Source organism: Allobosea sp. OAE752, from assembly GCF_050433265.1.
GTDB classification, from domain to species: Bacteria; Pseudomonadota; Alphaproteobacteria; order Rhizobiales; family Beijerinckiaceae; genus Allobosea; species Allobosea spartocytisi.
Genome location: NZ_JBNPXO010000005.1, coordinates 184681 through 198573 on the forward strand (window position 1 = coordinate 184681; position 13893 = coordinate 198573).

At 66.7% G+C, this 13893-nt stretch carries 11 protein-coding genes; 3 read left to right on the top strand and 8 right to left on the bottom strand.

Annotated features, from left to right (window positions below):
- The first annotated feature begins 41 nt into the window (after positions 1–41).
- The 3 genes from gltX (at position 42) to GGC47_RS14965 (ending at position 4182) form a co-directional block, all read left to right on the top strand.
- A complete protein-coding gene (gene gltX, locus GGC47_RS14955) occupies positions 42–1460 on the top strand; it encodes a glutamate--tRNA ligase (RefSeq protein ID WP_133564149.1) in 1419 nt (472 codons plus the stop codon).
- Between the two features lie 306 nt (positions 1461–1766).
- Positions 1767–3056, top strand: coding sequence for a citrate synthase (gltA, locus tag GGC47_RS14960; RefSeq protein WP_038367551.1), 1290 nt, complete (start codon positions 1767–1769; stop codon positions 3054–3056).
- A 136-nt stretch (positions 3057–3192) separates the two neighbouring features.
- Positions 3193–4182 carry a Bug family tripartite tricarboxylate transporter substrate binding protein gene (locus GGC47_RS14965; RefSeq protein WP_038367554.1) on the top strand — a complete coding sequence of 330 codons (990 nt, stop codon included), beginning with the start codon at positions 3193–3195 and terminating at the stop codon, positions 4180–4182.
- 14 nt (positions 4183–4196) lie between these two features.
- Here GGC47_RS14965 and lpxB read toward each other — a convergent pair whose 3' ends face one another.
- From lpxB to dxr, 8 genes are all read right to left on the bottom strand, one after another.
- Entirely contained in the window at positions 4197–5375 is a 1179-nt protein-coding gene (gene lpxB, locus GGC47_RS14970; RefSeq protein WP_142020855.1) for a lipid-A-disaccharide synthase, read from the bottom strand.
- Positions 5375–6226 (bottom strand): LpxI family protein, encoded by an 852-nt coding sequence (locus tag GGC47_RS14975; protein ID WP_142020854.1) that lies wholly within the window; start codon positions 6224–6226, stop codon positions 5375–5377. The genes lpxB and GGC47_RS14975 overlap by 1 nt, the downstream gene beginning before the upstream one ends.
- Complete coding sequence (lpxA, locus tag GGC47_RS14980; RefSeq protein ID WP_038367559.1) at positions 6223–7032, bottom strand: acyl-ACP--UDP-N-acetylglucosamine O-acyltransferase; 810 nt, start codon at positions 7030–7032, stop codon at positions 6223–6225. Before lpxA ends, GGC47_RS14975 begins: the two co-directional genes overlap by 4 nt.
- A 36-nt stretch (positions 7033–7068) precedes the next feature.
- A complete protein-coding gene (gene fabZ, locus GGC47_RS14985) occupies positions 7069–7527 on the bottom strand; it encodes a 3-hydroxyacyl-ACP dehydratase FabZ (protein ID WP_038367560.1) in 459 nt (152 codons plus the stop codon).
- A gap of 186 nt (positions 7528–7713) precedes the next feature.
- The gene (lpxD, locus tag GGC47_RS14990) at positions 7714–8775 is read right to left on the bottom strand and encodes a UDP-3-O-(3-hydroxymyristoyl)glucosamine N-acyltransferase (protein WP_142020853.1); all 1062 of its coding nucleotides are present in this window, start codon (positions 8773–8775) and stop codon (positions 7714–7716) included.
- Positions 8776–8811: 36 nt separating this feature from the next.
- Positions 8812–11316 (bottom strand): outer membrane protein assembly factor BamA, encoded by a 2505-nt coding sequence (gene bamA, locus GGC47_RS14995; protein ID WP_038367565.1) that lies wholly within the window; start codon positions 11314–11316, stop codon positions 8812–8814.
- A 224-nt stretch (positions 11317–11540) separates the two neighbouring features.
- Entirely contained in the window at positions 11541–12689 is a 1149-nt protein-coding gene (gene rseP, locus GGC47_RS15000; protein WP_038367566.1) for an RIP metalloprotease RseP, read from the bottom strand.
- 22 nt (positions 12690–12711) lie between these two features.
- Positions 12712–13893 carry a 1-deoxy-D-xylulose-5-phosphate reductoisomerase gene (gene dxr / locus GGC47_RS15005; RefSeq protein WP_142020852.1) on the bottom strand — a complete coding sequence of 394 codons (1182 nt, stop codon included), beginning with the start codon at positions 13891–13893 and terminating at the stop codon, positions 12712–12714.

Sequence of the window (13893 nt, forward strand, 5' to 3'; positions counted from 1 at the left end):
TTGCCCCGGGCGGTTTCATCGCCCGGTCGGAGCTGCCTTCCATGAGCAACGCCGTCGTCACGCGCTTTGCGCCGTCCCCCACCGGATTCCTGCATATCGGCGGCGCCCGCACCGCGCTGTTCAACTGGCTCTATGCCCGCCGGCATGGCGGCAAGATGCTGCTGCGAATCGAGGATACCGACCGGGAACGCTCGACCGACGCCGCCATCGCCGCGATCCTCGACGGGCTGGAATGGCTCGGCCTCGATTGGGACGGACAGACGGTCTACCAGTTCCAGCGCGCGGCACGGCACCGCGAGGTGGCCGAGCAGATGCTCGCCGCCGGCAAGGCCTATTATTGCTATGCCAGCCAGGCCGAGCTCGAGGAGATGCGCGAGAAGGCGCGCGCCGAAGGCAAGCCGCTGCGCTATGACGGGCGCTGGCGTGACCGCGATCCGGCGACCGCCCCGGAAGGCGTGAAGCCGGTGATCCGGCTCAAGGCGCCGCAGACCGGCGAGACGGTGGTGAACGATGAGGTGCAGGGCCGCGTCGTCTGGCAGAACGAGAATCTCGACGACCTCGTGCTGCTGCGCTCGGACGGGACGCCGACCTATATGCTCGCGGTCGTCGTCGACGATCACGACATGGGCGTGACCCACATCATCCGCGGCGACGACCACCTGACCAACGCAGCTCGCCAGACCCAGATCTACGATGCGCTGGGCTGGGACGTGCCGAGCATGTCGCATATCCCTCTGATCCACGGGCCTGACGGAGCCAAGCTGTCCAAGCGCCACGGCGCGCTCGGCATCGATGCCTATCGCTCGATGGGTTATCTGCCGGCGGCGCTGCGCAACTATCTCGTGCGGCTGGGCTGGAGCCATGGCGATCAGGAGATCTTCTCGACGCAGGAGATGATCGACGCCTTCAACCTCTCCTCGATCGGCCGCTCGCCGGCTCGCTTCGACTACGCCAAGCTGGAGAACCTCAACGGGCTCTATATGCGCCAGTCGAGCGATCGTGATCTGCTTGAGGCCCTCAAGGTCATCCTGCCCGAGATCGGTCCGGCGCGGGGGCTCGGCCCCACGCTCTCGCCCGAGCTGGAGGCGAAGTTCCTGGCCGCCATGCCGGGGCTGAAGGAGCGCGCCAAGACCCTGATCGAACTGCTCGACAGCGCCTTCTATCTCTATGCGCAGCGCCCGCTGCAGCTCGACGACAAGGCCAAGAGCCTGCTCGACGAGGCCGCGCGCGGCCGCCTGCCCGCGATCGCCGGGAAGCTCGCCGCCGTCGGCGACTGGGCGGCGGCGTCGCTGGAAGCCGCCGTGCGCGCCTTTGCCGAGGAGAACGGGCTCAAGCTCGGCCAGGCGGCGCAGCCGCTGCGGGCTGCCCTGACGGGCCGGGCGATGTCGCCGGGATTGTTCGACGTCATGGCGGTTCTGGGCCGCGAGGAGACGCTGGCGCGGCTGGCCGACCAGGGTTGAGGCGGCGCCTGCGCGTGCCTGGCGCGACAGCCGGATCGCTATGCTTGGGAGGCGGCACAAACCGCCTTTCGGCTCGGTTGAATGCATGGGGCAAATGGTCTAGTGACGCGCAAGTGCATTGCGCCGCACAACGGCACAGGGCACGAAAATTGCTTGTAAATCAGTCGCATGGATTGCCTTTGCCCCTTCCGTTGACATGCTCTCGTCACGTCAGGCTATTCGGATGAAGGACCTTCCGCGGAGAACCGCGGACGGGGCGCGCAAAACACGGCCGAACAGCAGCGAGCCTTGAAAGGATCGGTATCGATGAGCGGAAACACCAGCCAGCTGAAGGTCGGCGACAAGACCGTCGACATGGCGATCAAGGAGGGGTCGGTCGGCCCCGCCGTCATCGACATCGCCAAGCTCTACGCCCAGACGGGCATGTTCACCTATGACCCCGGCTTCACCTCCACGGCGAGCTGCGAGTCGCAGATCACCTATATCGACGGCGATGCGGGCGTGCTGCTCTATCGCGGCTATCCGATCGAGCAGCTCGCCGAGCATGGCGACTTCCTTGAGACCTGCTATCTGCTGCTCTACGGGGAACTGCCGACCGCCGCGCAGAAGGCCGATTTCGACTATCGCATCACGCGCCACACCATGGTGCACGAGCAGATGGCCCGCTTCTTCCAGGGCTTCCGCCGCGACGCGCACCCGATGGCCGTCATGGTCGGCTCGATCGGCGCGATGTCGGCCTTCTATCACGACTCGACCGATATTTCGGACCCGCAGCAGCGCATGATCGCCTCGATGCGGATGATCGCGAAGGTGCCGACGCTCGCGGCGATGGCCTATAAGTACACGGTCGGCCAGCCCTTCGTGTATCCGCTGAACTCGCTGGACTACACCTCGAACTTCCTGCGCATGTGCTTCGCCGTCCCGGCCGAGGAGTACAAGGTCAATCCGGTGCTGTCGCGCGCGCTCGACCGCATCTTCATCCTGCACGCCGACCATGAGCAGAACGCCTCGACCTCGACGGTGCGTCTTGCCGGCTCGTCGGGCGCCAACCCCTTCGCCTGCATCGCGGCCGGCACGGCCTGCCTCTGGGGCCCGGCCCATGGCGGCGCCAATGAGGCGGCGCTGAAGATGCTGGAGGAGATCGGGACGGTCGACAACATCCCGAAATTCATCGCCAAGGCGAAGGACAAGAACGATCCGTTCCGCCTGATGGGCTTCGGCCACCGGGTCTACAAGAACTACGATCCGCGCGCCAAGATCATGCAGAAGACCACGCATGAGGTGCTGAACGAGCTCGGCATCAAGGACGATCCGCTGCTCGACGTCGCGATCGAGCTCGAGCGCATCGCGCTTTCGGACGAGTACTTCATCGAGAAGAAGCTCTATCCGAACATCGACTTCTATTCGGGCATCACGCTGAAGGCGATGGGCTTCCCGACCTCGATGTTCACGGTGCTCTTCGCCGTCGCCCGCACGGTCGGCTGGATCGCGCAGTGGAAGGAGATGATCGAGGATCCGTCCCAGAAGATCGGCCGTCCGCGCCAGCTCTACACCGGCTCGCCGAAGCGCGACTACACGCCGATCGGCCGCCGCTGAGAGCAATGCCAGCGTAAGAACGACAGGGCGCGGCCGTCTGGCCGCGCCCTTATTGTTTCGGATAATTGATATCGCCGGCGGCGATGACGCTCCGGACGAGGCCGCTACAGTCGTCTCTCTTTTCGGGAGACGCTTCATGACCAGCCATAGTTTTATCGACCGCCGCTCGTTCCTGGTCGGTGCCGGCGCCGCCGGACTCGCGGCCACCGCGGCCGGCGCGCAGGACAAGTATCCGACCCGCCCGATCACGCTGATCGTGCCCTTCGCCGCAGGCGGCTCGACCGACATCGTCGCCCGGCTGGTCGGGCAGAAGATGAGCGAACTGCTCGGCCAGAACGTCGTGATCGAGAATCGCAGCGGAGCCGGCGGCAATGTCGGCTCCACCGCCGTCGCCCGCGCGGCGCCCGATGGCTATACGCTGCTGCTCGGCACGATCTCAACGCACGCCCTCAACCCGGCGATCCTGAAGACCGTCACCTTCGACGCCGTGAAGGACTTCACCCCGATCTCGCTCCTGGCGATCGTCCCTAATGTGATGGTGGTGAACCCGAGCTTCCCGGCCAAGACGGTCAAGGAGGTGCTGCAGGTGCTGAAGGACAATCCGGGCAAATATTCATACGCCTCCTCCGGCGTCGGCACGCCGCTGCATCTCTCCGGCGAATTGTTCAAGTCGATCGGCAACGTCCAGATGAACCATGTGCCCTATCGCGGCGCCGGCCCGGCGCTGAACGACGTCGTCGCCGGCGCGGTGCCGATCATGTTCGACAACCTGCCCTCCTCCGCCGGATTCATCCGGAACGGGCAGTTGCGGGCGATCGGCGTCACCACCCGGGAACGCGTCGCCTCCTTCCCGGATGTTCCGACCATCGCTGAGGGCGGCCTCACCGGCTATGAGACCTACACTTGGAACGCTCTCTTCGGGCCGGCGAACCTGCCGCGCCCCATCGTCGAGAGGATCAACCAGGCCGCGAACCAGGCGCTCAAGGACGAGACCGTGAAGAAGCGGCTCAACGATGTCAGCGCCGATATCGTCGGCTCGACGCCGGAGCAGCTTGGCGAGCACGTCAAGACCGAGCTCGCCAAATGGGGGCCGATCGCCAAGGCGTCCGGCGCGGTCGTCGAGTAAGCTGGCTTACAGGCTCAAGCTTCGCGGCGCGGCCGCGAGGCGACGAGTGCCAGCGCCGCTTCGACGGCGTTGGCGGCCGGACTCGGGCCGGCCGAGCGCATGATGTTCTCGACCTCGGCGAAGCCGTCGAGCTGCACCTGCCGGTCGGGTCCCTCGATGAGCGCGGCCAGCATATGCCGGCTCAAGGCCTCGGCCGTCGCATCGTCCTGAATGAACTCCGGGACGACATTCCGCCCGAGGATCAGGTTGGGCAGGATCACGCTCGGCAGCTTGACCAGCCGTCGGGCCAGCACGGCCTCCCAACCTGCCCCGCGATAGGCCGCAACCGTCGGGACGCCGGACAGCGCCAGTTCGAGCGTGACCGTACCGGAAGCGGCCAGGGCCGCGCGGGCATTGCGGAACACTGCGAGCTTGCCCGCCTCGCCGATAACGATCTCCGGCGCGACCGGCCAGCGCGCCGCCGCCTCCGCAATCATGGGCTGGAGCCGGGCGACGGCCGGCAGGATAAAGCGCGCGCCGGGAACAGATGCCGCGATCCGGGCAACCGCCTCGCCAAAAACCGGCATCAGATGATGGATTTCGGAACGCCGGCTGCCGGGCAGGACCAGCACCTGCGGCCGCAATGCATCATCCCGCACGGCCTGCTCGACCGGGCCCGGCCGAAATTCGGCGAGACGCTCCATCAAGGGATGGCCGACATAGATCGTTTCAGGACCGTGCAGCCGCGCGAGAGCCGCCGGCTCGAAAGGCAGCAGCGCCAGGATGCGGTCGACATGGGGCGCCATGCGGCGCGCCCTGCCGGAGCGCCAGGCCCAGACGCTGGGACAAACCCAATGCGCAATCGGGATATGAGGAGCGCGCGCGCGAACTTTCTTCGCCACCCGCAAACAGAAATCAGGACTGTCGATGGTCAGCAGCAGATCCGGCTGAAAAGCGGCGATTCCCCGCGCGGCATCCTCCATCCGCCGCAGCAGCAGCGGCAGGCGCGCGATCACCGGGCCAAAGCCCATCACCGCGATATCGGCCTGCGGAAAGAACGGCTGCAGCCCGGCTTGCGGCAGGCCGTGATCGCCCACCCCGCGCAATTCGACGGGGCGATCCCCCAACCGCTCTCGCAGCGCCGCAAGAAAACGCAGGGCGAGCGCGTCGCCGGAGGCCTCGCCCGCGATGATGGCGAGCTTGAAGGGCCGCATCAGGCGCTGCCCTCGATGAACAGGCCGAGCTGATCGGCCTGCCGCCCAAGCGCCGCACGGTCACCGACCAGCACCTCGCCCGCCCTGAGACCGATGCCCGACAGGCCCGCTTCGGCAATGTTGCGAAGCGTGTCCGGGCCGATGGCCGGCATGTCGACGCGAAGATCCTGCCCCTTCTTCGGAGCCTTCACGAGAACACCGTCGCCCTTGCCGATCTTGAGACGTCCCCGCGCGACGAGATCCGCCACGCGCTTGATCATCGCGTCGGTCCCTTCGGCGGCCTCGACCGCGATGATGCGATGGTCGGCGAGGATTGCCGCCTGGCCGATATCGAATGGCGACAGCGCCGCCAGCAACGAGAATCCGTGTTCGAGCAGAGCCTGCTGCTTTGCCGTGGCCGGCTTGCGGCCGAGCGGCCCTCGCGGCGCCGTCAGCTCCGGTGCGATCTCCGCAGGACCGTGGACGCGGAAGCCCTGCTCCTCGAAGAAACGTACGACGCCGCGCAGAAGGTGGTCGTCACCGCCCCGGAAGGCGCGGGCGAAATAGGGCAGATATTGCAAGGTCGAGGCTTCGGGCCGCAGCGCCCCGAAGCTGGGGCGCGGCAGGCTCCCGAGCATGACGATGTCGCTGACGCCGCGTCGACGCAATTCGCCCAGCAAGCTGCCGAGCTGGCCAAGACGGTAGCTCCGCACATCGGCATCGCCGAAAGCAGCCGGGTCGGCCGCGCCCTCCAGCGCCGCAATGAAGGGAGCCTCGCCCTGATCGGAAAGGATTCGCGCCAGCCGAAGCGGGTACTCGCCTGCACCCGCGATCAGGACGAGAGGGCCGCGTGCGGTTCCCGCGGCGCTCACCTGTCCGCGGCGGTGACGTCGCGCGGCACGCACAGCGCCTTGTCGCCGCCCTCCCTGATGAAATCGAGAATCTCGTGGATCAGCGGGTGCGCGGCGAATTCGCTTGCGACATCCTCGACACGCTCCGCGAGCGTGCCTTCATCCGCAAACAGCAGACGATAGGCCCGGCGCAGCTCATGGATCTGCTCCCGTGTGAAGCCGCGGCGCTTCAGGCCGATCAGGTTCAGCCCCGCCAGATGCGCGGGGTTGTCGCGGATGGTGCCGAAGGGAATGACATCGCTCAGCACCCCGGCGCCGCCGCCGATGAAAGCATGGTCGCCAACGCGGATGAACTGCTGCAAGCCCGCGCCGCCACCGACGACGACGAAGTTGCCGATGGTCACGTGCCCCGCGCACATGACATTGTTCGAGAAGATGATGTTGTTGCCGAGCCGGCAATCATGGCCGACATGGGAATTGGCCAGGAAGAAGCAGCGGTCGCCGACGGAGGTGACCATGCCGCCGCCCTCGGTGCCGGGGTTCATCGTGACGCCTTCGCGGATCTGGCAATCCGCGCCGATGGTCAGCGTCGATGGCTCGCCGCGATATTTCACATCCTGCGGCGGGTGGCCGATCGATGCGAAGGGGTAGATGCGCGTGCGCGGGCCGATCGTGGTCCGGCCGGCGACGACGACATGGCTGACCAGCTCGACACCCTCGCCGAGCACGACGTCCGGGCCGACCATGCAGAAGGGGCCGATGCTAACCCCGTCCCCAAGCTGTGCCTTGGGGTCGACGATCGACATGGGGTGGATGGTAACGCTCATCGAAAGCTGCCTGACCTTAGTGGCACGACAATGGGTTCAGGACACCATCGCCGAGATCTCGGCCTCGGCGACGAGCGCGCCGTCGACCTTGGCCTCGCCGCGATAGAACCAGATGTTGCGCTTGCGTGCGATCTTGGTGAGGTGGAAGCGAATCTGATCGCCCGGGATGACCGGCTTGCGGAACTTCGCCTTGTCGATGGTGGTGAAGAGCACCGTGTTGACGTGCTGCTCGCCGTCGGGGCGGGCATTCACGACCAGAACGCCGGCCGTCTGCGCCATGCCTTCGATCATCAGCACGCCCGGGAAGACCGGCCGTCCGGGAAAATGGCCGGTGAACTGGGGCTCATTGGCGGTGACGTTCTTGATGCCGACGCCGGAATCGTCGCCGTTGATCTCGACGACGCGGTCGACCAGCAGGAACGGATAGCGATGCGGGATGCTGGTCATGATCTTCTGGATGTCGATCACATCCAGCGTCGTCTTCGGCTCGCTCATCGCCCTTGTTCTCCACAACTGCGGCGCGCCGCCGAAGCGCTCGCGCCGTTTGATCTATCGTCCTGCTGATGCGGGCTTTTCACGCCGTGCAGGTTTTCGGAAATTCATGCCCCTTTGCCGGAAACCTGACGCCTTCGGCAACAGAAATCTCCCGCCAGCACGCTGGAGATGCGGGTTTCCAGCCGCTCATTCCTGGTTATCGCCCGGCTTGCGGCCGCGTCGCGCCACGGCCGCCTTGAGCCAGGCGCTTTCGCGGGCCCAGCTCAGCGCCGGCTGCGCGGGGTAGCCGCCGTAACGAGCGCCGCGCGGAACATCGCCGGCAACGCCGCTCTGTGCGGCAATCTGGGCGCCGGCGCCGATGGTCAGGTGACCGGCGAGGCCGACCTGGCCGCCAAGGACCGCGAAATCCTCCAGCGTCGAGGACCCGGCCAGGCCCGACTGGGCACAGATCACGCAATGGCGCCCGATGACGCAATTATGGCCGATCTGGACGAGATTATCGATCTTGGTGCCCTCGCCGATCACCGTGTCGCGGCTGGCGCCACGGTCGATCGTGGTGTTGGCGCCGATCTCGACATCGTCCTGGATGATGACGCGGCCGATCTGCGGCACCTTCATGTGGCCCTTCGGGCTCATGGCGAAGCCGAAGCCGTCCTGGCCGATGCGGACACCGGGATGAACGATGACGCGGTTGCCGAGGAGCGCCGCCTGGATCGTGCTGCCGGCGCCGACCGAGCAATTGCGGCCGATCCGGACCTGCGGGCCGATGACGGCATGCGAAGCCACGACCGTTCCCGCGCCGATCTCGGCGCCCGGCCCGATCACGGCGCCCGGATCGACCGTGACGCCCGCCTCGAGCACCGCCGTGGCATGGACGATGGCGCCAGGGGCCACGCCTTGCGAGGCGAAGACCGATTCAGGCCGCAATGCCGTCGGGAAGAAGCGTGCGAGGATGCGCGCGAAGGCGTGATAAGGCGTCGGGGAAATCAGGGCGACGGTGCCGGCCGGCACCCGATCGGCGAAGCGGGCCGAGACGAGGCACAGCCCGGCCTTGGTGGCCGCCAGCGCCTCGACATATTTCGGGTTGTCCATATAGGCGAGATCGGCCGGGCCGGCCGTCTCGAGCGCCGCAGCGCCTTCGACGCGGCGGCCCGCCTCGACGCCCTCCGGCAAGGAGGCGCCGCAAATGCTTGCGACCTCGCCGAAGTCGAGCGAGGTCGCGAACGGAAAGAAAACGGGATCTGCCATCGGATTGATCCGAAGCGGGGCCGAAGCCCCGCCCCGTCAGAAGCGCGTGCCGCCCGAGAAGCGGAAGGCCTGGAGACGGTCGCCGCCATACTTGGCGAAGCCGAGCGGGCCGAGGCCGTACTGGCCGTCATCCTTGCTGAGTGCATAGGCGTAGTCGAAGCGGATCGGTCCCAGAGGCGACTGCCAGAGGATCGAGGCGCCGATCGACGAGCGGAGCACGTTCTTGTCGCGCACGCAGGCGATGCTCGACTGCGCACCACCGGTGACGACGTTGAAGGCTCGCGCCTCGGAGCCGGCGGGGCAGCCACCGAGCGCCGTCTTCGTGCCGCCGTCATAGTTGAACAGCGTACCGGCGTCGGCGAAGATCGCGCCGCGCAGGCCGATGTCGCGCGGCAGGCCCCAGATCGGGAACTGCACTTCGAGCGTGCCACCGAAATAGGTCGTGCCGCCGAGAGCGTTGGCCGTCGGATCGTTCAGCACGTCGCGCGGACCGATGCCCGAGGGCGCGAAACCGCGGACCAGTGTCGGTCCGAGGAAGTAGTGATCGGCCATGCGGAGATTGCCGCTGGTCGCCTGGACGTGGCCGCCCTGAAGCCGGACGAAGCCGACGACGTCGTCGAAGATCTCGCGGTAGTAGCGCGCATCCGCCGCGACACGAAGGAACTTCGAGTCGCCGCCCACACCGGCGAATTCCGGCTTCAGCTCGGCGATGAAGCCGTTGCGCGGGTTCTGGACGCTGTCGAGCGAGTTGTAGTTGAAGTTCAGGCCGACGAGCGAGGTCAGCGTGTCGCCCTGCGCTTCCTTGACCGCGACCGAGGCCTCGCCGTTGGTGACGCAGTTGTAGAGCTGGTCCGAAGCGACAGCGCCAGCCGTACCGGGAGTAATGCCCGGGATCGGGTTGGTACAGTCGTTATACGGCCGGCTGACGTCGTTCGGGATCTTGATGTTCGTCACGTAGAGCGAATAGCGCGGCGTGATCGAGAATTCTTCCGTGATCGGGAAGGTGAAACGCACCTGACCGCCGGTCACGCGGCTCTGGAAGCGGCCAACATTGTAGTTGTCATTGTACTTCGAGAACAGGTCGAAGCCGGCCGCGACGCGGTAGCCGAGGAAATACGGCTCGGTGAACGAGAAGTCGATGCCCTGGGTACGCTGGCCGAGCGTGCCGGCGATGCGGACGAACTGGCCGCGACCGAGGAAGTTCGACTCCGAGAGCGAGACCTCGCCGATCATGCCGTCCGAGGTCGAGTAGCCGCCGGCGATCGAGAAGGAGCCGGTCGCCTTGTCCTCGACGTCGATGTTGACGACGACGCGGTCCGGAGCCGAGCCCGGCTCGTTCGTGACGCGGACCTTGTTGAAGAAGCCGAGATTGTTCAGGCGCCGCTCGGCGCGGTCGATCATGACCTTGTTGTAGGCGTCGCCTTCGCCGAGATCGAGCTCGCGGCGGATGACGTAGTCGCGGGTGCGGGTGTTGCCGCGCACATTGATGCGCTCGACATAGACCCGCGGGCCTTCATCGACGACATAGGTGATGCCGATCAGGTGGCCGGAGGCGTCGCGATCGCCGCGCGGACGAACCTGCGCGAAGGCGTGCCCCTCGCGGTTGACCTCGGTGGTCAGCGCGACGAGCGACTTCTCGACCGCCTCGGCATTGTAGGTGTCACCCGTCGAGGTCGCCAGATAGCGCTGCAGGCGCGCCGCATCGACGCCCGGCACCGAGGAATCGACGGAGACGTTGCCGACCTTGTACTGCGGGCCTTCCTCGACCTGGACATCGACGACCCAGCCGCCGGCAGACTCGTCGAAGCGCGCGGTGTTGTTGACGATCTGGAAGTCGGCATAGCCGTTCTTCAGATAGAAACGGCGGATCAGCTCGAGATCGGAATTGATGCGATCCGGATCGTAGACGTCGGACGTCTTGATCCAGCTCAGGAAGTTCGATTCGGTCGACGTCATCAAGCCGCGCAGGCGACCCGCCGAATAGACGTTGTTGCCCGAGAAGTTGATCGACTTGATGCCGGTCTTGCCGCTCTCGTTGATGGTGAAGACCACGTCCTGCCGGCCATTCGGCAGCGGCGCGATGCGGCCGCTGACCGAGGACAGGCCGTAACCGGCACGGCGATAGGCCTCACGCAGGCGCTCGACGTCGGAATCGATCAGGGCCTGGCTCAGCGGGCCGCCGGCCTTGGACTGCACCAGCGGCGTGAGCTGGTCGCTCTTGAGGCGGCGATTGCCCTCGAAGGCGACGCGGTTGACGGTGCCGTTCTGCTCCTGGACGGAGATCACGGTCTGCGCGCCGCGGCGGCTGACCTGAACGTTGGAGAACAGCCCCGTCGCCAGCAGGCTCTCGCGAATCTCCTGCGGGTTGTCGCGGCCGACCGCGTAGGAGCGGATCGTCTCGGCATCGACTCGCCGGTTGCCGTGGACAACCACGGCCTGAGCGAACGCAACGCCACCACTCACGGCCAAGATCAAGGCCGAAAGTCCGATCGATCGAGAGAGCCGCGTCTTGGTCGTCCGGCTCTTTTGGGTCGACGTCATCGGGTCGCCTATTCCATTTCTCTGGTCACCACCCCAACAGGGGTCCGCCATCCGGGAGATGGCGGCAGGGCGAGATTTGCAGTGCAATCGCTTCTACAAAGTTTCCCGCGGGGTGCAAACCGCCATCGTCGTTAATAAAGTATTTTTAGATGGCTCGTTGCCAGGACGCCACGCGCGCTGCCGTGATTCCGCCGCAAAGCGGCCACGCAGCGAGGCGGTAACCGTCAGAGCAGGCCCTTGACGTGGACGAGGTCGTTCCAGGTCACGAACAGCATCAGCATCAGAACGAGCGCCAATCCGAACCGGAAGCCGATCTCCTGCGCGCGCGGGCTCAAGGGGCGCCCGCGAACCGCCTCATAGAGATAGAAGAGCAGATGCCCGCCATCGAGCATCGGCACGGGCAGCAGATTCATCAACCCGATCGAGACCGAGAGGATGGCCGCGAGGTTGATCAGCCCGAACAGGCCGCCATTCTGGGCGACCGCTCCGGACACCTGCGCGATCCGAATCGGACCCGAGAGCTGGTCGGTCGAGGCGCGCCCCTGCACCAGCTTGGCGACGTAGTCATAAGTCTGCGCGACGATGAACCAGCTTTCGGAGACGCCCTGCTTGACGGAATCGACCAGGCCGAAATGCTGCGTCGTCCAGTCTTCCGGCCGGGGCGAAGCCTTGACGCCGATCACGCCGATGCGCTGCTTGCCGAGCGGGGAATCCATCTCGAGCAGCGCCGGCGTCACCGGCAGGGTGACCGTATCCGTTCCGCGCTCGACGGTGACCGACAGGCGCTCGTCGGGCCGTGTCGAGACGATACGCTGCATGTCGGAGAAGCTGACGATCCGCTGCCCGTCGATGGCGATCACGAGATCGCCCGGCCGCAGGCCCGCGCGCTCGGCCGCGCTGCCGGCCACGATCTCGTCGACTCGCGGCGTCAGCACCTGCTTGCCGAAGATGAAGGCCGAGCCGGCGAAGATCAGGATTGCCAGCACGAAATTGGCGATCGGTCCGGCGGCGACGATGGCGGCCCGCTCTCCGATCGACTGCGCCGGGAAGGAGCGGGCGCGCTCCTGCGCGGTCATCCGGCTCACGGCCTCATCGTCCGGCGCGCTGGAGGCATCCGCGTCACCCGAGAACTTGACGTAGCCGCCAAGCGGAATCAGCGCGAAACGCCAGCGCGTGCCGTGCCGGTCGTTGAACCCGAAGATCTCGCGCCCGAAGCCGATGGAGAAGGTCTTCACATCGACGCCGCACCAGCGGCCCACCAGGAAATGCCCGAGTTCGTGGACGAAGACCACCAGGGTGAGAACGAAAAGGAAAGGCACGAGATAGCCGAGCACGAAATGGCCCGCGCTGCCGATCGACCCCAAGATTTCCATCGAACTCTCCTGCTACGTTCCCCTAGGTGGCAGCGAATGGCGCTCGCGACAAGAGCAAGGCAGCCCGCTGGCGTGCGTCATGGTCAACAGCCAGCGCCTCGGCGACGTCCTGCGGCGCGCGCGCGGCGCCGAAATCCTGCGCGCAGACCGCCTCGACGAGCGCGGCGATCCCCGGGAACCGGATCCGGCCGGCGAGAAAGGCAGCGACCGCCATCTCGTTTACGGCATTGAGAATGACAGGCTTGGCCCCGCCTTCGGCCAGAGCCGCCAGCGCAAGGCCCAGCGCCGGGAAGCGTTGCAAATCGGGCCGTTCGAAGGTCAGCGGCTCGCCGGAGGCGAGATTGAGGAAGCGAGCCGGCGGCGCGTCGAGCCGGCCGTCGATTCCCAGGCAATGAGCGGCCGCGACCCGCATGTCGGGCACCGCCATGCCGGCGCTCACCGAACCGTCCCGGAACGTCACGAGGCCGTGGACGACCTGCTGGGGATGCACGAGGACATCGAGCTGCGCCGGCTCCAGGCCGAAGAGGAAGCGGGCCTCGATCACCTCCAGCCCCTTGTTCATCAGGCTGGCGGAATCGACCGTGATCTTGGCGCCCATGGCATAGTTCGGATGCCGCAGCGCCTGCTCGGGGCCTGCATTCGCGATCGCCTCCGCACTCCAGGTGCGGAACGGGCCACCCGAGGCGGTGAGCGTCATGCTCCGGATCGAATCCAGCGGCTCGTGCCCGAGCACCTGGAACAGGGCGTTGTGCTCGGAGTCGAGCGGCAGCATCCGGGCGCCTGCGGCGGCGGCGCGCGCCATCACCGCCTCGCCGGCGCAGACGAGGCTTTCCTTGTTGGCGAGCGCGATCGTCCGGCCCGGCAGGAGGGCGGCGAAGGTCGCCTCCAGCCCCGCCGCCCCGGAGATCGCGCTGACGACGATATCGGCCGGGCGGGCGACAGCCTCGAGCACGGCCGAACGCCCTGCCCCGCTTTCGATGCCGCTTCCGGCGAGTGCGCGCTTCAGCGCGTCGCCGGCGGTCGCGTCGGCAAGCGCCGCGAAACGCGCTCCCGTCTCGACCGCGACACGGGCCAGCGCCTCGGCATCGCGGCCGCCGACGACCGTTCCGATCGCCAGGCGCTGCGGATTCTCGGCGACGACATCGCGGACGGAACGGCCAACGGAGCCGGTGGCGCCCAGGAGCGTGATGGTGCGAAGCGGCAT

What these genes read in the sequence shown, in the direction of transcription:
- gltX (WP_133564149.1), top strand. Translation starts at nt 42, where the DNA reads ATGAGCAACGCCGTCGTCACGCGCTTTGCGCCGTCCCCCACCGGATTC.
- gltA (WP_038367551.1), top strand. Translation starts at nt 1,767, where the DNA reads ATGAGCGGAAACACCAGCCAGCTGAAGGTCGGCGACAAGACCGTCGAC.
- GGC47_RS14965 (WP_038367554.1), top strand. Translation starts at nt 3,193, where the DNA reads ATGACCAGCCATAGTTTTATCGACCGCCGCTCGTTCCTGGTCGGTGCC.
- lpxB (WP_142020855.1), bottom strand. Translation starts at nt 5,375, where the DNA reads ATGCGGCCCTTCAAGCTCGCCATCATCGCGGGCGAGGCCTCCGGCGAC.
- lpxA (WP_038367559.1), bottom strand. Translation starts at nt 7,032, where the DNA reads ATGAGCGTTACCATCCACCCCATGTCGATCGTCGACCCCAAGGCACAG.
- fabZ (WP_038367560.1), bottom strand. Translation starts at nt 7,527, where the DNA reads ATGAGCGAGCCGAAGACGACGCTGGATGTGATCGACATCCAGAAGATC.
- lpxD (WP_142020853.1), bottom strand. Translation starts at nt 8,775, where the DNA reads ATGGCAGATCCCGTTTTCTTTCCGTTCGCGACCTCGCTCGACTTCGGC.
- bamA (WP_038367565.1), bottom strand. Translation starts at nt 11,316, where the DNA reads ATGACGTCGACCCAAAAGAGCCGGACGACCAAGACGCGGCTCTCTCGA.
- rseP (WP_038367566.1), bottom strand. Translation starts at nt 12,689, where the DNA reads ATGGAAATCTTGGGGTCGATCGGCAGCGCGGGCCATTTCGTGCTCGGC.
- dxr (WP_142020852.1), bottom strand. Translation starts at nt 13,893, where the DNA reads ATGCCGCTTCGCACCATCACGCTCCTGGGCGCCACCGGCTCCGTTGGC.